Genomic DNA, 19,602 nt, shown 5'->3' on the forward strand with positions numbered 1-19,602 from the left:
TGAGTACGGACCCTAGGCGGGCAGGCGCAGCTCGAACGCCGCCCCGCCCTCCGCCGCCTCCACCAGCCGCAGATCGCCGCCGTGCAGGGCCGCCAGCTCACGCGAGATGGTCAGGCCCAGCCCGGTGCCCTCTGACTGCTTCGAGCTGACGAAGGGCTCGAACAGGCGCGCGGCCAGGCGCGGGGGGATGCCGGGACCGTCGTCGGCGATGCGGACGACGCAGACGCCATCCTCGGCGAAGGCGCTGACGGTGATCGCCCCCTTGCCGCGCCGCTCGGGCGGGCGGGCGGGATCGGCCTCGATCGCCTGACGGGCGTTACGCATCAGATTGACCAGAATGCGATAGAGCTGGTCGGGATCGGCCTCCACGGCGAAGCGGGCCGGCAGCTGCTTGACCAGGCGGACGCCGTCGGGGTCCAGCCCGGCGTCCTCGGCCGCCAGGGTCAGGGCCTGGGTCAGGACCACGCGCGTCTTCTGCGGCGCGGGCTCCTCGCTCTTACCGTATTCCAGCACGTTGCGCGACAGGGCCGCGGCCCGGCCCAGGGCCCGTTCCAGCCGCGGGAGGGCCTTGGTCACCGCCGGGTCGGGCGAGGCGGCCAGACGCTCCGACGCCATCTGGGCCGACGTCAGCATGTTCCTGAGATCGTGGTTGATCTTGGCCACCGCCTCGCCCAGCGCCACCAGCCGCGCGCGCGAGCGCAGGGACTGTCGCACCTCCTCCTGCATCCGGGCCAGTTCGCGCTCGACCCGCCCGATCTCGTCGTGACGGTCCGACGGGGTCTCGGGATCGCTCTCGGGGTCCGCGGCGAAGCGCTCCATCGACCGCGTCACGCGCCGCAGCGGCCGCAGCACCAGGAGCGCCAGGCCGCCGTAGAGCAGCGCCCCCGCCGTCACCGAGACCAGCAGCGACACCAGCAGGCTGTTCAGCAGGAAGGCGCGCAGCTCAAGCTTCAACGGCTGGGCCGGGGTCACGATCTCGATGAAATCGCCCGACCGGTAGCGCGGCTTGGCCTGGACCCGCAGGGAGCGGTCGGGATGGCCGAACAGGGTGCGCCAGGGGTCGAGCAGGCGCGAGCCCATGTTCTCGCGACGCAGGTCGATCAGTTCGGGCGCGCGCGGCAGATTGGGGGCCTGCAGCAGCAGCCGGCGCACCCCCTGTTCGGTCAGGGCCACGGCCTGGACGCCGCCGATCCGCATCAACTCGGCGGCCGTGTCGTCCTCGACCGCGCTGTAGGGCAGCGCCTCGACCCCGACGGAAGCCAATTCGGCCGCCTGCAGCCGGTCGCGCAGCCAGCGCTCGTGGAAGGCGGCCAGATTGGGCGCCATGATCAGCGCCTCAACCGCCAGGGTGAAGGCGACCGTCAGCAGCAGCAGCCGCGAAGACAGGCCGTCGGGCGCGCGCGGACGCAGGCGCTCGCGCCAGGTCTCGACCGCCTCTGGCGACAGGTTCAGCCGTGCGGCGATGCGGTCGAACAGCGCGCTCATGCCGGGGCCGCTCCCTGTCGGCGCCGGCGCGCCATCTGGACCAGCTTGATGCCCAGCGGCAGCAACAGGGACAGGAACACCACCCCCATCAAGGGCCAGAAGAACTGGCGCAGCAACACGTCCAGGTCCGGCCGGACCCCCGCCCGGATCAGACCGCCCAGCCGCGAGCCGATCCAGGTATAGATGAAGGTCGACGGCAGCAGCCCCAGGAAGGTGGCGATCACATAGGGCCGCAGCGGCACCGCCATCATGCCCGCCGTGGCGTTGATCAGGACGAAGGGCACGCTGGGGATCAGCCGCAGGGTCAGAAGGGTTGTGAAGGCGTTGCGGTCGATGCCCTTGGCCAGTCGATCCATGAAGCCCGAGTCGGCTTCGAACTTGGCGCGCAGCCAGGTGCCGATCGAGGTGCGATAGACGCCGTAGATGACGACCGAGCCGATCGTCGCGCCCGTCGCCTGGGCCAGCATGCCGACGACCGGCCCGAACATCATCCCGCCCAGCAGGGTCAGGAACACCGGCCCGGGAATGGTGGAGGCCGTGGCCACGGCGTACACGGCGATGAAGGCGATCAGGGCGATCCACCAATGCTGGCGCGCATAGGTCTGGAGGTTCAGGCCGTGCGCGCGGATCAGGTCCATCGACAGATAGCGGTTCCAGCCCAGGGCGAAGAAGAGCACGACCAGGCCGGCGATGGCGAGCAGCGGCAGAAGCCGGAGCGCCCATTCTCTCGCCGTTCGTTGCGCCATGCGGCCGTGATCCTCGAAAAGCCGGCCGCGGCGTTGACTCGCGCGGCCATGCGACTTATACGCCCGCCCTTCCTGCGGCGGACGCCTTTTGCCCCGTCGCCCCAACCTTTTAACGTCAGGAGCCGACCGTGAAGCGGACCTATCAGCCGTCGCGACTCGTGCGCAAGCGCCGTCACGGCTTCCGCAGCCGGATGGCCACCAAGAACGGCCAGAAGATCGTTGCGCGCCGTCGCGCCAAGGGCCGCAAGCGCCTGACGGCGTAAGCGGCTCTCGCGTCCGAAAGCCAAGGACGCATGAGCGACCCTTTACAGATCAAGCGTCTGTTGCGGCGGCCCCAGTTTCTGGCGGCCGCCAAAGGCGTTTCCGAGGCCCGCGGCGCCGTGGTGATCCAGCGGCTGGACCGCGGAGACGGCTCGGCGCACATCGGCCTGGGCTTCACGGCCACCCGCAAGGTCGGCGGCGCCGTGGTCCGCAACCGCGCCAAGCGCCGCCTGCGCCAAGCCGCCCGCCTGATGATCGCCCAACATGGCCGTCCGGGCAGCGACTATGTCTTCATCGCCCGCATGGGCACGGCGGACCGTCCCTGGGACCGTCTGCTTGACGACGTGAAATCGACGCTTACAAGGCTCGCGACCCCCAAGACAGAGCGGGCCGACCGGCCTTCCCACCCTCGCGCCTCTTCCGGCCAGGACGACCGAACCCCATGAAAAACGAGAACTCGCGCAACACGATCATCTTCATCGTGTGCTCGGTCCTGATCCTCGGGATCTACTGGTTCACCGTGCTGCGCCCGCAGGCCGAACGCCGCGCGGCCCAGCAGTCGGCCCAGGCCGAACAGTCGCAGACGGCCGAGAACGCCGCCAACACGGCGCTGAGCCCGCAGGGCCCGGTCTTCGTCACCGACCGCACCCAGGCGCTGGGAACGGCCGCGCGCGTGCCGATCCAATCGGGCACGCTGCGGGGCTCGCTGTCCCTGCAGGGCGCGCGCATCGACGACCTGTTCCTGACCGACTACCGCGAGGTCCAGGACGATCCGGCGCCGGTCGAGCTGTTCCGCCCGCAGGGGATGGAGCACGCCTATTTCGCCCAGTTCGGCTGGGCCGGCGCCAACATCCCCGGCGGCGTGCCGGGACCGAACACGCCGTGGCGGCTGACCGCCGGCTCGACCCTGACGCCGACCACGCCCATCACCCTGACCTGGGACAACGGCCAGGGCCTGCGCTTCACCCGCATGGTGTCGGTGGACGACAAGTACGTCTTCACCCTGAAGGACACGGTGCAGAACCTGGGGACCCAGCCCATCACCATCGCCCCGTACGGCAGCGTCCAGCGCCAGGGCGTGCCGCCGGCGGCGGGGTCGTCCCACATCGTGCACGAGGGCGCGATCGGCGCCTTCGGCAAGCCGGGCGAGTATCGGACCGAGCAGAAGAAGTACAAGGACTGGCTCAAGGAGCCGCGCATCGAGAACGCCTCGACCGGCGGCTGGCTGGGCATCACCGACAAATACTGGCTGGCGGCCCTGCTGCCCCAGCAGAATGAGGCGGTGCAGACCGAATTCCGCGTGCGCGACGCCAACGGCGGCCAACAGCTGGAAGCCAACCTCCTGGGCGCCAGCCGCACGATCCAGCCGGGCGCGACCACGACCGAGACCCAGCGCCTGTTCGCCGGCGTCAAGCGCGCCGAGGTGCTGAAATCCTACGAGGAGAGCCTGGGTCTGCCGCGCTTCGTCTATGCGATCGACTGGGGCATGTTCTGGTTCCTGACCCGCCCGATCTTCTGGATCCTGGAGAACGTCTATGCGGTGGTCGGCAGCTTCGGCATCGCCATCCTGGCGCTGACGGTCATCGTCAAGCTGGTCATGTTCCCGCTGGCGAACAACGCCTACGCCTCGATGTCCAAGATGCGGAACCTCCAGCCCAAGATGGAGGAAATCCGCAAGAAGCATAAGGACGACCCGCAGAAGCAGCAGCAGGAGATGATGGGCCTGTACCAGAAGGAGAAGATCAATCCGGTCGCCGGCTGCCTGCCGCTGCTGCTTCAGATCCCGGTCTTCTACGCCCTGTACAAGGTGCTGACCGTCACCATCGAGATGCGCCACCAGCCCTTCCTGGGCTTCATCCACGACCTGTCGGCACGCGATCCCTCGTCCATCTGGAACCTGTTCGGCCTGATCCCGTGGGATCCGTCGGCCCTGCCGGTCCTGGGCGGCCTGCTGGGCGGACCGCTGCACATCGGCCTGCTGGCCATCGCCTACGGCCTGACCATGTGGCTGCAGACGGCGATGAATCCGCCAGCGACCGATCCGCTCCAACGCCAGATCTTCCAGTTCATGCCGCTGGTCTTCACCTTCATCATGGCGCCGTTCGCGGCGGGCCTGCTGGTCTACTGGGCGTGGTCGAACATCCTGACCATCCTGCAGCAGTACGTCATCATGCACCGCTACAAGGCCGAGAACCCGATCGACAGTTTCATCGGCCGGTTCAAGAAGTCCCCGGCGTGATGGAGGAGACCGAGTTCACGCCCGAGGAAATCGAGGCCGCGCGGGTGCTGTTCGCGCGCCCGGCGACCTTTGTCATGGGCGCGGCCAAGATCGAGCAGTTGCCCGATCCCGACCTGCCCGAGATCGCCTTCGCCGGTCGTTCCAACGTCGGCAAGTCCAGCCTGATCAACGGCCTGGTCGGCATGCACAAGCTGGCCCGCGCCTCCAACGAGCCTGGCCGCACGCGCGAGGTCAACTTCTTCGACCTGGACGGCCGGCTGCGACTGGTCGACCTGCCCGGCTACGGCTGGGCCAAGGCATCCAAGTCCACCACCAAGAAGTTCCAGGACCTGGGCCGCGACTATCTGCGTGGCCGGGTGACGCTGAAGCGGGTCTATCTGCTGATCGACGCCCGGCACGGCCTGAAGTCGGTGGACGCCGAGGCGCTGGACGCGCTGGACCTGGCCGCCGTCAGCTATCAGATCGTCCTGACCAAGGCCGACAAGCTGAAGAAGGGCGAGGGCGAGAAGATGCAGGCGGCCACGCTGAAGGCCGTCTCCAAGCGCCCGGCCGCCTTCCCCGTCGTGGCCCTGACCTCGTCCGAAAAGGGGATCGGCCTGCCCGAGTTGCGCGCCGAGATCATGCGCACGACCGGCACGACGCTGGCCTGACTTCCCTGGCCCTCCCCCGCAAGCGGGAGAAGATCGGCTGCAACGAAAAAGGCCCGGAGCGCGCGCTCCGGGCCTTCGTCGTTTCGGCGGGACGTCGGCCTCAGTCGCCCGAGGCGGAGCGCACCTCGACCGGCAGGCCCAGGGCGTCCAGCTGCGGCTTGACCACCGAGGCGTCGCCCACGACCACCCAGACGAAACGCGACGGGTCGATCGCGGCCTTGGCCGCGGCGTCCATCTGATCCGCCGTCAGGGCGTTGGTGCGCGCCGCCACGGTTTCCGGATAGTCGTCCGGGCGGCCCAGCATGTCGTTGGCCCGAAGCGCGCCCAGGACGGCGCCCGAGGTCTCGTAGCTGCCCGCCAGGCGACGGGTGTTGCCGTTGACGGTCCGCTCCAGCTCCTCGGGCTTCACGCCCTTGCCGCCCTTGAGGAAGTCGTTGAACTGGGTGTTCAGAGCGGCGATGGCCGGGCCGGTCTGGTCGGCCTGGACCGGCGCCGTGACCAGGTAGGGCACGCGGTGCTGGAAACCGGCGACCGAGGCGTTGACGCCGTAGGACCAGCCCTTGGTCTCGCGCAGGTCCGAGTTGATGCGCGACAGGAAGTCGTTGCCCAGCACATTGTTGGCCGCGTTCAGCACCAGCAGGTCGTCGGTGCCCGAAGCGTCCAGCACCTCGCCGCCCAGGATGTAGGACTGGGGCGACTGGGGCCGGTCGATCAGCACGATCCGGGGCGTCGCGGCCGGGATCGGGGCCGAGAAGTCCTTGACCGGCTTGGCCGATGCGGGCGGAACCCACTGGCCGAAGTTCGCTTCCAGCAGCGGCTTGACCTCGTTGAGCGGCAGGTCGGACACCACGAAGATCTTGGCGTTGTCCGGGCGAATCCATTGCGCATAGGCGTTCTGGATGTCGGCGCGGGTGATGGCCTTGACCGAGGTCTCGTCGCCGTTGCCGCTGAACGGCCGGCCATAGGGGCTGTCGGCGCCGTAGATCAGCGCGGGCAGGGCGCGGCTGGCCAGGGCGGCGGGGCTAGTGCGCTCGGCGGCGATGGAGGCCAGGCGGGTGGCGCGCAGCCGCTCCAGTTCCGCCGCGTCGAACGTCGGGCGCCGCACCACGTCGGCCAGCAGCGCGACCGACGAGGCGAGGTTCGGGGTCACGGCGCTGAGCGACACCACCGACCGGTCCATGGAGGAGCCGGTGGAGATGCTGGCGCCCAGGGTCTCTTCCGCCTCGGCCAGCTGGGTGGCGTTGCGGCCGGCGGCCCCTTCGTCCATCAGGTCCATCATAAGCGTCTGGACGCCCAGCTTGTCGGCGTCGTCCGCCGCCAGGCCCGCATCGAAGTCGAGTGCGATCTTGGTGGCCGGCACGGCGTCGCGATGGGCGTAGACGACCTCCATGCCGTTCGACAGGCGGGTGCGCTCCACCGCCGGGAAGTCGACGTTGGACACCGCGCCGATCTCGGGCTTGGCCATCCGCGCCACGCGTTCGATCGGCGGCGCGGGGGTGTGGTTGGCCCCCGAGGGCGCCTCGGCGGCCTCCTGATAGGCCTCGCGTTCGCCCGGCAGGGTGGTCAGGGTATAGGCCGGACGGGTCAGCCACTTCTGCATGGCCGCCTGGACCTGAGCCGGCGTCACCGCCGCATAGGCCTCCAGCTCCTTCTTGTAGTGCTCGGGATCGCCGACATAGAGCTGGCCCTCGGCCAAGGCCACGGCCTTGCCGCCGAAGCCGCCGACCTGTTCCAGACCTTGCACGGTGCGCGAGACGTACTGGGTCTTGACCCGTTCGACCTCCTCGGCCGTCGGGCCGTCGGCGATCAAGCCGTTCAGGATTTCGCGGGCCCGCGCCTCGACGGCGGCGGGGTCCTCGCCCGGCTTCACGTTGAGAGTGATGTCGAACATGCCCACGCGGTGGAAGGCGCCGTTCGAGGCGCTGACCGACACGGCGGTCTGCTCGCCGCGCACCAGTTCGTTGTCCAGGCGCGAGCTGGCCAGGCCGCCCAGCACCGAGGCGCCGACGCTCAGCGGCACGCTGTCGGGATCCAGCATCCCCGGCACGGCCCAGTTGATCGAGACCTGGGCGTTGGCCACGCGGTCGTGGGTCGTTTCGTTGATGGGCGCCGCCAGGGTCGGGACCGGGGCCTGGGCCGGATTGTTCACCGGGCCGCGAGGGATCGGACCGAAGTACTTGTCGGTCAGCTCACGCGCCTTTTCAGGGGTGATGTCGCCGGCCAGCACCAGCACGGCGTTGTTGGGACCGTAATTGGAGCGGAACCAGTCGCGCACGGTTTCCATGGACGCGGCGTCCAGGTCGGCCATCGAGCCGATGGTCGAGTGGCGATACGGATGGCCTTCCGGGAACAGGGCCTCCAGCACCTTGTATTCATTGAGGCCAAACGGCTGGTTGTCGCCCTGGCGCTTTTCGTTCTGGACGACGCCGCGCTGGAGATCGAGCGTCTCCTGGCTGATGGCGCCCAGCATGTAGCCCATGCGGTCGCTTTCCATGAACAGCGCCTGTTCCAGCGCCGGCGTCGGGACGGTCTCGAAATAGTTGGTGCGGTCGAACCAGGTGGTCCCGTTCATGTCCGTGGCGCCCATGTTGCGCATCGGCGTGAAATAGCTGCCCGGCGCGTTTTCCGAGCCGCCGAACATCAGGTGTTCGAACAGGTGGGCGAAGCCGGTCTTGCCCGCGGGCTCGTCCTTGGAGCCGACATTGTACCAGACCGACACCGCGACCACCGGCGCCTTGTGGTCCTCGTGCACCAGGACGGTGAGGCCGTTGTCCAGGGTGAACTTGGTGTAAGGAATATCGACCTCGGCCACCAGTTCCGACACCGGCGCGGCCTGGATCGGCGCGGCCGGGCGCGCGCCCGACTGGACGACCGCGGCCTGGGCGGGGACGGCGATGAAGGCGATCGGCGCGATCGCCGCCGTCAGGGCGGCGGCGGCGGCTAGGGTGGCGACACGGCGCATGGGCAGTTCCTCGGTTTTCGAGCCCCGGACCTTAGTCGCCGCTCGCCCCGCTACAACTGCGGCGCCCCTTCATGACGAAAGTTTCATCTTCCGCCTAAGGCGGGCGATCAGTCCTTCGTCGGGTCGACCTGCGACGCATCGCCGTAGGTCAGGGCCAGGAAGACATCCTCCAGGTCCGGGTCCTCGGTCGAGATGTCGGCGATGGTCACGCCCGCTTGCCGCACGGCGGCGATGACCTGCTCGACCGACGACTGACCCTTCTTGTAGGCCACGGCGAAGGCGCCGTTCGGCCGGGCCGTCACGTCGAAGCCGGGCAGCGCCGGCGGTGTCGCCTGCGGCGTCTCGGGCGTCACCACCACATTGCGGCTGTCCAGCCGGCGCAGCAGTTGCGGCGTCGGCTCGCAGGCCACGACCTCGCCCCGGTTGACGATGGCGATGGTGTCGCAGAGCTCCTGCGCCTCTTCCAGATAGTGGGTGGTCAGGACGATGGTCACGCCCTCGGCGTTGATGCGCCGCACATACTCCCACAGCTGGCGGCGCAGCTCGACGTCCACGCCGGCGGTCGGCTCGTCCAGGATCAGGATCGGCGGATTGTGCACCAGGGCCTTGGCCACCATCAGCCGCCGCTTCATGCCGCCCGACAGCGCCCGCACATAGGCGTTGGCCTTGTCCGACAGGCCCAGCGCCGCCAGCAGTTCGTCCGAACGTCGCTCGTTGGCCGGCACGCCGTAGAAGCCGGCCTGCACCTCCAGCGACTCGCGCGGGGTGAAGAAGACATCGGCGACGATCTCCTGGGGCACCACGCCGATGGCGGCGGCGGCGTCGCGCGGCTCCTTGTCGATGTCGCGGCCCCAGATCTTCACCGACCCTTCGGACTTCTTCACCACCCCGGCCAGAATGTTGATCAGGGTCGACTTGCCGGCGCCGTTGGGGCCCAGCAGACCGAACATCGAGCCGCGCGGAATGACCAGGTCGACGCCGCGCAGGGCCGTCTTCGGCGCCGCCTTCTTGGATCCGGCGTAAGTCTTCTTCAGCCCCCGCACCTGGATGGCGTTGTCGGGCAGGGTCACGGGATCGGTCATCGGCGCGCTTCGGTCGGGAAAATCAGGTCGTGCGGCGGTTTGACGCCGCCGGGCGAGCCGCATAGGTATGCGCGCGACGCCCTCCCGCCAAGAGACGAGCCCGAAATGCCGCCCCGCCACCCCGATGCGATCATCCCGCCGCCCGAAGAGATCGTGGTCTCGACCAAGCGCGTGGCCTGCGACGGCGGCGGCGGCGCCCTGGGCCATCCGCTGGTCTATATGGACATGGGCGAGGACGACTTCGTCGAATGCGGCTATTGCGACCGGCGCTTCGTCCTGTCGGCCCATCCGCATGACGAGAACGAATATCTGAGCCCCGCCGCCCGCGCGCCAGAGGCCCACTGACCGTCCCTCTCGGCCCCGTCCTCTCCGGAGATCGCCGATGCGCTATCTGCACACCATGGTCCGCGTGAAGGACCTCGACGCCTCGCTGCACTTCTACTGCGACCTTCTGGGCCTGCAGGAGGTCCGGCGCCTGGACAACGAAGCGGGGCGTTTCACCCTGGTGTTTCTGGCCGCGCCGCAGAACCTGGAACAGTCCGCCGCCGAGCGCAGCCCCGAGGTCGAACTGACCTTCAACTGGGACACCGAGGAGTATTCGGGCGGCCGCAACTTCGGCCACCTGGCCTACAAGGTCGGCGACATCTACGCCGCCTGCCAAAGGCTGATGGACGGCGGGGTGACGATCAACCGCCCGCCGCGCGACGGGAACATGGCCTTCGTGCGGTCGCCGGACGGCATCTCCATCGAACTGCTGCAGGACGGCCCGGCCCTGGCGCCGGCCGAGCCCTGGGCCTCCATGCCCAATACGGGGACGTGGTGATGCGTCGCGCCCTGGCCGTCGCCGCGGCGGGCCTGACGCTGGCGGCCTGCGCCTCGACCACGGAAACCAATCCCGGCCGCACGGCGACCGAGCAGTTGCTTCTGGCCCGCGCCGCCGACCGCGCAGTCGAGGGCCTGAGCCTGCCCCTGCCCGCCGGAGCGGCGGTCTATGTCGACGAGTCCTACTTCCAGGGCGAGGGCGCGCGCTATGCGATCAGCGCCATCCGCGCGGCGCTGTCGGACGCCGGTTTCCGCCTGGCCCCGAACAAGGACGCCGCCGACGCCGTGTTCGAGATTCGCGCCGGCGCCCTGTCGCTGGAGCAGATGCGCCGTGTCTTCGGCATCCCCGAGATGCGGGTGCCGATCAACGAGACGTTCAACGTCGTCTCCCTGCCCGAGCTGTCGATCTACAGCCACCGCGACCGGGTCGGCGTAGCCGAGTTCTCGGGGTTCCTCTACGAAACCCGGACGGGCGCGCCCCTGGGCGCCGTCCTGCCGATGATCGGCAGCTACCGGATCCGCAGCCACAAGGCGATGATGATGGTCACCTGGGGCCAGCAGCAGGCCCAGCCCGGCCAGCGCGACCCCGGCTCCAGCTGGACCGAATTCTGATCCGGTTTCCCGGCTGACGCGGGGCCTTCGCCGCCCTATGTTCCGGCCATGACCGACAACGCCGACACGCCGCCCGCCATGGAACAGGACCGGGAGCTGACCCAGGACGGGCCTGCCCTGCGCCTGTGGATGATCGACGCCTCGGCCTACATCTTCCGCGCCTACCACGCCCTGCCGCCCCTGACGCGCAAGTCCGACGGCCTGCCGGTCGGCGCGGTCCAGGGCTACTGCAACATGTTGTGGAAGCTGTTGAAGGACATGAAGGGCGCCGACGGCCCGACCCATCTGGTCGCCATCTTCGACCATTCGGAAAAGACGTTCCGCAACACCCTGTACGACCAGTACAAGGCCCATCGCCCGCCGCCGCCCGAGGACCTGGTTCCGCAGTTCCCGCTGGTCCGCGAGGCGACTGCGGCCTTCGGCGTCCACTGCGTCGAGCTGCCCGGCTACGAGGCCGACGACCTGATCGCCACCTACGCCTGCAAGGCGCGCGACGCGGGTGGCGAGGCCGTGATCGTCTCCTCCGACAAGGACCTGATGCAGCTGATCGGCGGCGGCGTGGTCATGTGGGACCCGATGAAGGATCGCCGCTTGGCCGAACCCGAGGTGTTCGAGAAGTTCGGCGTCGGCCCGGAAAAGATGGTCGATCTGCAGGCCCTGATCGGCGACAGCGTCGACAATGTGCCCGGCGCCCCCGGCATCGGCCCCAAGACGGCGGCCCAGTTGCTGGACGAATACGGCGATCTGGACACGCTGCTGGCCCGCGCCGAGGAGATCAAACAGCCCAAGCGACGCCAGACCCTGATCGACTTCGCCGACCAGATCCGGCTGTCGCGCGAACTGGTGCGCCTGACCTGCGACGCCCCGGCGCCCGAGGCGATCGACGATTTCGCGGTGAAGGATCCGGAGCCGCAGACCCTGTCGGAATTCCTCGACAAGATGGAGTTCCGCTCGCTGGCGCGGCGGGTTGGCGACGGCAAGGCCGAGGCGAGCGAGACCTCGGCCTTCGCCCCCAAGCGCGCGCCGCACCTGTCGGCCCCCGTCGCCAGCCCGCGCTATGCGCCCAAGGAGGTCGCGGCGCCGGCCGAGCCGCACGTCTTCGACCTGGACGCCTATCAGTGCGTCCAGACCGAGGAGTCGCTGGATCGCTGGATCGAGCGCGCGCGCGAGGCCGGCGTGGTCGGACTGGACACCGAGACCGACGCCCTGTCGGCCACCCACGCCGGCCTGTGCGGCGTGTCGCTGGCGCTGGGGCCGAACGACGCCTGCTACATCCCCCTGACCCACGAGCACGAGCCGGCGGCGAACGCCGGCGGGCTGGACTTCGGCGGCGAGGCCGATACGCGCGAGCCCCTGACCCAGCTGGACAAGCCCACGACCCTGGCCAAGCTCAAGGCCCTGCTGGAGGACCCCTCCGTCCTCAAGGTGCTGCAGAACGCCAAGTACGACGTCGCCGTCTTCGCCCGGCGCGGCATCCGCGTCGCGCCCTATGACGACACCCTGCTGCTGTCCTATGTGCTGGAGGGCGGGCTGCACGGCCACGGCATGGACGAACTGGCGCGCCTGCACCTGGGCCACGAGCCGATCGCCTTCAAATCGGTGGCCGGGACGGGCAAGAGCCAGAAGTCGTTCAAGCACGTGCAGCTGGCCCCCGCGACGCAATATGCGGCCGAGGACGCAGACGTGACCCTGCGCCTGTGGCGCGTCCTCAAGCCCCGCCTTGCGCGCGAGGGCCTGTCCACCGTCTATGAGACGCTGGAACGGCCGATGCCGACCGTGCTGGCCGACATGGAGCTGGCTGGCGTGCGCGTCGATCCCGACCGGCTGAAGCGGCTGTCCAGCGAGTTCGGCCTGCGCATGGCCGAGCTGGAGCAGCAGGCGCACGAGATCGCCGGCCGCCCGTTCAACGTCGGCTCGCCCCGCCAGATCGGCGAAATCCTGTTCGGAGAGCTGAACCTGCCCGGCGGCAAGAAGACCGCCTCGGGCCAGTGGGGCACCGACGCCAGCGTGCTGGAGGAGCTGGCCCTCACCCACGACCTGCCGCGCGCCATCCTGGACTGGCGCCAGCTGTCAAAGCTGAAGGGCACCTACACCGACGCCCTGACCGCCGCGGCCGACCCCAAGACCGACCGGGTCCACACCAGCTACCAGCTGGCCGCCGCCTCGACCGGCCGCCTGGCCAGCTCGGACCCCAATCTGCAGAACATCCCGATCCGCACCGAAACCGGCCGGGAAATCCGCCAGGCCTTCATCGCCGCGCCCGGCAACGTCCTGATCAGCGCCGACTACAGCCAGATCGAGCTGCGCCTCCTGGCCCACATCGGCGACATTCCCGAGCTGAAGCGCGCCTTCAAGGCCGGCCTGGACATCCACGCGGCCACGGCGTCGGAGATGTTCGGCGTCCCCGTCGAGGGCATGCCGTCCGAAACCCGTCGCCGCGCCAAGGCCATCAACTTCGGCATCGTCTACGGCATCTCGGCCTTCGGCCTGGCCGCTCAGCTGGGCATCGACCAGGGCGAGGCCGGCGCCTACATCAAGACCTATTTCGAGCGCTTTCCCGGCATCCGCGGCTATATGGACCGGACCAAGGCCGAGGTGCGCCACGCGGGCTTCGTCTCGACCGTCTTCGGCCGCCGCATCCACATCCCGGCCATCCACTCCAAGTCGGGCGCCGAGCGCCAGTTCGGCGAGCGCGCGGCCATCAACGCCCCCATCCAGGGCGCCGCCGCCGACATCATCCGCCGCGCCATGATCCGCATGCCGGCCGCCCTGACCGAGGCCGGCCTTCAGACCCGCATGCTGCTCCAGGTCCACGACGAACTGGTCTTCGAAGCCCCCGAGGCCGAGGCCGAGGCCGCCATCGCCGTCATCAAGCGCGTCATGGAAACCGCCGCCGAACCCGCCGTGGCCCTGTCCGTCCCCCTGGTCGTAGACGCCCGCGCCGCCGCCAACTGGGACGAGGCGCATTAGGCAACCACGCGGAATACCGCTATGGTTGTTGCGACACACGTCAAACCACGGGCAAACGAATGATCTCGGTTTTCTTTGCTGCGATCTTGCTTTTCGCGCCGGCCCCGCCCCTGCGAGAGGACAATGGGGATTTCGAGGCCCCGAGGTGGTCTCGGCCACCCGATGGGGATTTGGTCTCCGCCCTCTATCCTGGGTTTGCACGGAACCTCGGCGTGTCGGGCTGGGCCGAAGTCCAATGTTTCCTTGAAGAGGACGGACATCCCTTCAACTGCAGAGTAAATGACGAAGAACCGAAAGGCTTGGGCTTCGGTGCAGCGGCGCGCCTGGTGGTGGCCAGCGGGCAGCTAAGGACGGGACGTCTCAACGGCGCCCCTGTCCCGGGTACCGCTAGAAGCGTGGTGCGCTTCCGGGTGGAGGATATGGAAGACGAAGTTTCTTCCTGGAACGGTCCCGAGCCGACCCCACGCACACTGCAACTGGCGCGCGAAATCGTCGAACAACGCGTGTCGGAATGGCAAGAAGAGTACGCAGAGGACACCTTCGACGGCCTGGATTATGACCGTCGACTTATCGTCCAACAGTGGATGAACGAACTGTTACCGGGCCTGGAAGAACGGCGGGTGGCTCGCGTCATCACGCAGATGGCGCGCCTCTTCGATGACGTGCAGCTAAAGGCGATGCTCTCTGGCGACACCGAGCACGTGACGTTTGAGGCCATCACGCCCGACCACTTCAATTCAGCCTACCCCACGCCCAGCCCAGACGAAGAAGCGGCGTTCGAGGAAGTTAAAGCGCGATACTGTCAGCGTTTCAGCTGCGTCGCGTCAGAGGGGCCTCCAGCGAGACCCTGATTTCACCCCAGCGCGTCCGCCAGCCCCTGCTCGGCCGCCAGGTCGGACAGCTTGACCATCGGGCGAGGGCCCCAGTGGGCGATGACTTCGGCGGCGGCGAGGGAGCCCAGGGCGCCGGCCTGGTCCAGCGGAAGGCCGCGCGCCAGGCCCAGCAGGAAGCCGGCCGCGTACTGGTCGCCGGCGCCGGTGGTGTCGACCACCTTGTCGACCGGATGGGCGGGGACCACGACGCGCTGGTCGCCGCGCAGGATCACCGAACCCTCGGCGCCGCGCGTGACGGCGGCGATCTCGACGATGGCGGCCAGACTGTCGGCGGCGGCGTCGAAGTCCTCGGTCTCGAACAGGGCGCCCAGCTCGGCCTCGTTGGCCAGGACGATGTCGGCCGACTGCTTGATGAAGGCCAAGAGCTCGGCCCGCCAGCGCGCGACCACGAAGGTGTCCGACAGGGTGATGGCGACCTTGCGTCCGGTCCGGTGCGCGGCGGCGGCGGCGCGTTCGAAGGCGGCGCGGGCCGGGGCCGGGTCGAACAGATAGCCTTCCAGATAGACGATGGCGCTGTCGGCGATCAGGGCTTCGTCGATGTCGTCGGCGAACAGCTGGTTCGCGGCACCCAGGAAGGTCGCCATGGTCCGTTGGCCGTCGGGCAGGACGTTGACCAGGCACCGGCCGGTGCCGAAACCGTCGGCCGCGCCGTCCTTCAGCACGGGCGTGTCGAAATGCACCCCGGCGGCGCGGATGTCGTGGGCGAAGACCTGGCCCAGCGTGTCGTCGGCCACCTTGCCGATATAGGCCGCGCGGCCGCCGAAGGAGCCGACGCCGGCCACGGTGTTGCCGGCCGATCCGCCCGACGCCTCCACGCCCGGCGCCATGGCGTCGTACAGGGCCGCGCTGCGGGCCGCGTCGACCAGTTGCATGGAGTTGGGGGCCAGGTCCTGAGCCGTCAGGAAGGCCTCGTCGCAGGGGCTCAGCACGTCGACGATGGCGTTGCCGACGGCGCAGACGTCGTATCGGATATCGGTCATGGGCGCGGCTTAGCCGACGCCGCGTCCCGCGTCACCCCGAAGTTCAGCTTTCGGCCGGGCGGAACAGCAGGGCCGCGATCTTGCCCTCGTCGTCGAAGCCGATGACCCATTCCGTCGCCTGGTTCTCGAAGGTGACGCGGAACAGCTGGGCCTGCCCCTCGGGCCGCTGGTGCTCGACGGCCTGCAGGGCGCCGAAGCTCTTGATCAGGGGCGTGACCTGGGCCGCCTGCTGGCGGATCTGGCTGGCCAGGTTGTCGGTGAAGACCGAATAGTCGAGGCCCGGCCCCTGGATCGCCGTGATCACGCCGCGCAGGGCGGTTTCGGCCTTGGCGACATCGGCGGGCGCGGCGGCCTCGGGCGCGGCCTGGACAGGACCCTGCGGCGCGGGCGTCGCCTGGGTCGCGGGCGCATCGAAGCTGTTGGGCACCGAGCCGGCGGCGGCCTGGGCCAGGACGGGGGCCGGCGCCAGAAGCGCGGCGGCCAGCGCCAGGGTCTTGAGGGCGGTCTTCATCGAAAAGCTCCAGACAGTCAGGACACGAGCGGCCAGAGCGAAAGCCCCAGCGCCGCGAGGGCGGCGACGAGCGCCACGGTGACGCAAGCCGTCAGCCAAGCGGGAGTTCCCGGCTTTTCCATGACCACGGTCGTCGGACGGGGCGGCTCCTGCACCAGGCGCGACAGGGCGCGGGCGGCCGCCAGGATCTCGTTCAGGGCGTCGCGCGCCTGGGCCTGTGGCCCCAGTTCGCGGCGGATCCAGCGCTCGACCACCGGCTGGGCGGCCTTCCACAGGTCGTGGTCCGGCTGCAGCCGGCGGGCCACGCCCTCGACCGAGACCATGGTCTTCTGCAGCAGGATGAGCTCGGGCCGCAGGCGCATGTCGAACAGGGCGGTGATCTCGAACAGCTGCCCCAGCAGCCGGCCCATCGACACCTGGCTGGCGGCGCGACCGACCACCGGCTCGCCCACCGCCCGCAACGCCTGGGCGAAGGTCTCCACCGAATGGTGCGGCGGCACATAGCCGGCCTCGAAATGCACCCGGGCGATCCGGTCGTAGTCGCGACTGATGAAGCCCCACAGGATCTCCGCCAGATAGCGCCGCTCGGCCGGCCCCAGCCGCCCGACGATGCCGAAGTCGATGGCCGTCAGATGCGCCGGCGCGCTGGCGAACAGGTTGCCTTCGTGCAGGTCGGCGTGGAACGCGCCGTGGTCCAGCGCCTGCACCAGGAAGGCGCGCACGACGTTGTCGGCCAGCAGGTTGACGTCCAGCCCCGGCAGGTCCGCCAGCGCCGGATCGGTCATGGGCGTGCCTTGCGCCCATTCCAGCGTCAGCACCCGCTTGCCGACCCCGTCCCAGATGACGGCGGGGGCGGACATATAGCCGTCCTTGGCCATGACCTCGGCCATCTCGCTGGCGGCGGCGGCCTCCAGCCGCATGTCCAGTTCCAGGTCCAGCGAGCGGGCGATCGTCTCGACGAAGGCCGACGGCTCCAGCCGCCGGGCCATGGGCGCCAGCCGCCACACCAGTCGCGCGGCCAGACGCATCGAATCCAGCCCGTCGGCCACGCGCCGTTCGACGCCGGGGCGCAGCACCTTGACCGCCACCTTGCGCCCGTCGGCCAGCCAGGCCGGGTGCGCCTGAGCCAGAGACGCCGCCGCGACAGGCTCGCCCAGGTCGGTGAACAGGGCCTCAACCGGCCGGCCCAGCGAGCGTTCAATCTCGCGCCGCGCCTCGGCCAGCGGAAAGGGCGGCAGGGCGTCCTTCAGCCGGCCCAGGTCGCGGGCGAACTGCAGGCCGAAGATGTCGGCGCGGGTGGCCAGGACCTGGCCCAGCTTGATCGCCACCGGCCCCAGGTGCTCGAACGCCTTGCCCAGCCGCTGGCCCGGCCGTCCCTCGCGTCCCGCCCGGCCGGAAAACATCTGCACGAACCGCGCGAACGGCCGCGTCCAGGCCGGCAGCAGCGGCGTGACCTCGCGCGGGACCAGGGCGTCGTGCCGCGCCAGCACCCATAGCCAGCCCAGCAGGCGCAGGAAGGCGCCGACCGGATGGCGCACCGGCTCGGCGACCGGCGCAGGCGGCGGCGTGCGATAGACGGGGCTGCTCAGATCGCCCACCCGTGATGGATGGCCGCGACCCCGCCCGACAGGTTGGTCACCGACACGCGGCTGAACCCCGCGTCCTCGATCAGGGCCTTGAAAGCCGCCTGGTCAGGAAAGCGACGGATGCTCTCCACCAGGTACTGATAGCTGTCGCGATCCTTGGCGACCCACTGTCCGATGCGCGGAATGGCATGGAAGGACCAGGCGTCATAAGCGCGCCGCACCGGCCCCGCCGTCGGCCGCGAGAATTCCGGCACAGGAACCGCCCGCCAGGCTTGAGCACACGCCGCGCCTCGCTCAGCGCCTTGTCGATATGGGCCACGTTGCGGATTCCGAAGCTGATCGAATAGGCGTCGACCGAGGCGCCGGGCAGCGGCAGTTTCATCGCGTCGCCCACCGACCAGCTCATCTCCGGCTCGCCGCCCTTGTGGACGCCGGCCAGGATCATCTCGGCGTTGTAGTCCAGCACGATGACCGAGGCGTCCTCGCCGCCCCGCCTCGCTTGCGCCGCGCGCGCCATCTTCGAATAGCGCCGCGCCATGTCGCCGGTGCCGCCCGCGACGTCCAGGATGGTCTCGCCCGGCCGCGGGTTCAGCTTGGCCGCCGCCGCGTCCTTCCACAGCCGGTGCACGCCCGCGCTCATCAGGTCGTTCATCAGGTCGTAGTTGGAGGCGACGGAATCGAACACGCCGCGCACCATCTTCACCTTCTCGCGCGCGTCCACGTCGCGAAAGCCGAAGGAGGAGCTGTCGCCGGAGGAATGCGGGCGGTTCGGCGCTGTGTCGGTCATGGCGTGGATGTAGCGGCTCGCACGGCCGCCGTCACGCCGCCTTTGGAGCCGACAGGTCCAGTTCGTCCATCACCGCGCGCATCTGGCCGTAGCAGCCGCAGGCGGCGGTCTTCAGCCCGCTGCGGTCCAGCACCCGCACCCAGCCGCGGCCCCGCTCGATCAGGCCCCTGTCCTCCAGGCTGGCCCCGACTTCCGAGACCGTGGCCCGGCGCACGCCTAGCATTCCCGCGATGTCGGCCTGGGTCAGGTCGAAGCGCGCCTCTCCAGCCCGGTCGTGCAGCGACAGCAGCCAGCGCGCCAGCCGCTCGTCCAGGGCATGGCGGGCGTTGCAGGCGGCGACCTGCTGCACCTGCGCCATCAGCGCCTCGGTGAAGCGCGCCAGCGCCAGTCTCAGGCTCTCGCTGTCGTCCATGGCGGCCGAGAAGGCGTCGGCCGGACAGCAGGCGGCCTCGCCCGGCAGAAGCGCCACGGCCTGACTGGCGGCCCGGCCGTTCAAGGGACCGCAGGTGACGCCGACCACCCCCTCGCGCCCGATCACGGCCGTCTCCACCCGCTTGTCGTCGTCCAGCAAGGTCATCAGCGAGATCACCCCCGCGGTGGGGAACCACACGGCGTCCACGTCCTGCCCTTCGCCGAACAGCACCTGGCCGTGGTCGAAGGCGCGGGTTTCCAGGGCCGGCGCCAGACGGGCGCGGTCGGAGGCCGAAAGGGCGGCGAGCCAGAGATTGGTCATGCAGCGTCCTTCCCGAGTTCCATATGGCGGCGCTTGGTGATGAACGCCGAAGCTTGGCAGGGCGTTCCGGGACCCTTGCGGGGCCATGTCGTGGCGCTTGCGAGGCGTCTTCGGGCGCCCTACGCCAAGGGACAAAAGAGGAAACGCGCATGACCGACGCCCGCCTTGACCTTGCGGAAACCCTGACCAGCCTGCCCGCCTGGCGCGCCGACGACGGCCCACGCGAGGCGCTCAGCCGCCGGTTGGTCTTCGCCGATTTCAACGCCGCCTTCGGCTTCATGAC

17 protein-coding genes and 1 pseudogene are annotated in these 19,602 nt (G+C 69.5%); 9 read left to right on the forward strand and 9 right to left on the reverse strand.

What is annotated here, in order from left to right:
• Positions 1-12 precede the first annotated feature (12 nt).
• Together B2U11_RS00805 and B2U11_RS00810 are read right to left on the reverse strand one after the other, a co-directional pair.
• Positions 13-1,485 (reverse strand): sensor histidine kinase, encoded by a 1,473-nt coding sequence (locus tag B2U11_RS00805; RefSeq protein WP_292069091.1) that lies wholly within the window; start codon positions 1,483-1,485, stop codon positions 13-15.
• Positions 1,482-2,231 carry a TVP38/TMEM64 family protein gene (locus B2U11_RS00810; RefSeq protein ID WP_292069094.1) on the reverse strand — a complete coding sequence of 250 codons (750 nt, stop codon included), beginning with the start codon at positions 2,229-2,231 and terminating at the stop codon, positions 1,482-1,484. Before B2U11_RS00810 ends, B2U11_RS00805 begins: the two co-directional genes overlap by 4 nt.
• Positions 2,232-2,359: 128 nt before the next feature.
• On the opposite strand from B2U11_RS00810, the gene rpmH reads away from it, so the two are divergent.
• Genes rpmH through yihA form a run of 4 tightly spaced genes read left to right on the forward strand, consistent with a single transcriptional unit; the run spans position 2,360 to position 5,381 of the window.
• A complete protein-coding gene (gene rpmH / locus B2U11_RS00815) occupies positions 2,360-2,494 on the forward strand; it encodes a 50S ribosomal protein L34 (protein WP_003164000.1) in 135 nt (44 codons plus the stop codon).
• Positions 2,495-2,524: 30 nt separating this feature from the next.
• Complete coding sequence (gene rnpA, locus B2U11_RS00820) at positions 2,525-2,938, forward strand: ribonuclease P protein component (RefSeq protein ID WP_249751691.1); 414 nt, start codon at positions 2,525-2,527, stop codon at positions 2,936-2,938.
• Entirely contained in the window at positions 2,935-4,731 is a 1,797-nt protein-coding gene (gene yidC / locus B2U11_RS00825; protein WP_292069097.1) for a membrane protein insertase YidC, read from the forward strand. The genes rnpA and yidC overlap by 4 nt, the downstream gene beginning before the upstream one ends.
• Positions 4,731-5,381 carry a ribosome biogenesis GTP-binding protein YihA/YsxC gene (yihA, locus tag B2U11_RS00830; RefSeq protein ID WP_292069107.1) on the forward strand — a complete coding sequence of 217 codons (651 nt, stop codon included), beginning with the start codon at positions 4,731-4,733 and terminating at the stop codon, positions 5,379-5,381. The genes yidC and yihA overlap by 1 nt, the downstream gene beginning before the upstream one ends.
• A 100-nt stretch (positions 5,382-5,481) precedes the next feature.
• Here yihA and B2U11_RS00835 read toward each other — a convergent pair whose 3' ends face one another.
• A complete protein-coding gene (locus tag B2U11_RS00835; protein ID WP_292069098.1) occupies positions 5,482-8,343 on the reverse strand; it encodes a M16 family metallopeptidase in 2,862 nt (953 codons plus the stop codon).
• A 107-nt stretch (positions 8,344-8,450) separates the two neighbouring features.
• Entirely contained in the window at positions 8,451-9,413 is a 963-nt protein-coding gene (locus tag B2U11_RS00840; protein ID WP_292069108.1) for an ABC transporter ATP-binding protein, read from the reverse strand.
• Positions 9,414-9,530: 117 nt separating this feature from the next.
• Between B2U11_RS00840 and B2U11_RS00845 the strand changes: the two genes are divergently transcribed.
• The 5 genes from B2U11_RS00845 (at position 9,531) to B2U11_RS00865 (ending at position 14,680) form a co-directional block, all read left to right on the forward strand.
• Positions 9,531-9,770 (forward strand): zinc-finger domain-containing protein, encoded by a 240-nt coding sequence (locus tag B2U11_RS00845; protein ID WP_249751695.1) that lies wholly within the window; start codon positions 9,531-9,533, stop codon positions 9,768-9,770.
• Positions 9,771-9,807: 37 nt separating this feature from the next.
• Positions 9,808-10,248, forward strand: coding sequence for a VOC family protein (locus B2U11_RS00850; protein WP_292069099.1), 441 nt, complete (start codon positions 9,808-9,810; stop codon positions 10,246-10,248).
• Positions 10,248-10,859 carry a DUF6655 family protein gene (locus B2U11_RS00855; protein ID WP_292069100.1) on the forward strand — a complete coding sequence of 204 codons (612 nt, stop codon included), beginning with the start codon at positions 10,248-10,250 and terminating at the stop codon, positions 10,857-10,859. The genes B2U11_RS00850 and B2U11_RS00855 overlap by 1 nt, the downstream gene beginning before the upstream one ends.
• A gap of 48 nt (positions 10,860-10,907) precedes the next feature.
• Positions 10,908-13,829 carry a DNA polymerase I gene (gene polA / locus B2U11_RS00860; protein WP_292069101.1) on the forward strand — a complete coding sequence of 974 codons (2,922 nt, stop codon included), beginning with the start codon at positions 10,908-10,910 and terminating at the stop codon, positions 13,827-13,829.
• 170 nt (positions 13,830-13,999) lie between these two features.
• The gene (locus B2U11_RS00865) at positions 14,000-14,680 is read left to right on the forward strand and encodes a hypothetical protein (protein WP_292069102.1); all 681 of its coding nucleotides are present in this window, start codon (positions 14,000-14,002) and stop codon (positions 14,678-14,680) included.
• Between the two features lie 2 nt (positions 14,681-14,682).
• Here the strand turns inward: B2U11_RS00865 and B2U11_RS00870 are convergent, their stop codons facing one another.
• The 5 genes and pseudogenes from B2U11_RS00870 to B2U11_RS00890 form a co-directional block, all read right to left on the reverse strand.
• Positions 14,683-15,702 (reverse strand): adenosine kinase, encoded by a 1,020-nt coding sequence (locus tag B2U11_RS00870; protein WP_292069103.1) that lies wholly within the window; start codon positions 15,700-15,702, stop codon positions 14,683-14,685.
• Between the two features lie 43 nt (positions 15,703-15,745).
• Positions 15,746-16,213, reverse strand: coding sequence for a hypothetical protein (locus B2U11_RS00875; protein ID WP_292069104.1), 468 nt, complete (start codon positions 16,211-16,213; stop codon positions 15,746-15,748).
• Between the two features lie 17 nt (positions 16,214-16,230).
• Positions 16,231-17,811, reverse strand: a complete 1,581-nt coding sequence (gene ubiB / locus B2U11_RS00880; protein ID WP_292069105.1) for a 2-polyprenylphenol 6-hydroxylase — start codon at positions 17,809-17,811, stop codon at positions 16,231-16,233.
• Positions 17,799-18,586, reverse strand: a pseudogene (locus B2U11_RS00885) (class I SAM-dependent methyltransferase). Before B2U11_RS00885 ends, ubiB begins: the two are co-directional and overlap by 13 nt.
• 31 nt (positions 18,587-18,617) lie before the next feature.
• A complete protein-coding gene (locus B2U11_RS00890; protein ID WP_292069106.1) occupies positions 18,618-19,319 on the reverse strand; it encodes a Crp/Fnr family transcriptional regulator in 702 nt (233 codons plus the stop codon).
• Positions 19,320-19,602 lie beyond the last annotated feature (283 nt).

The organism is Brevundimonas sp. UBA7534 (assembly GCF_002479325.1).
Classification (GTDB): domain Bacteria; phylum Pseudomonadota; class Alphaproteobacteria; order Caulobacterales; family Caulobacteraceae; genus Brevundimonas.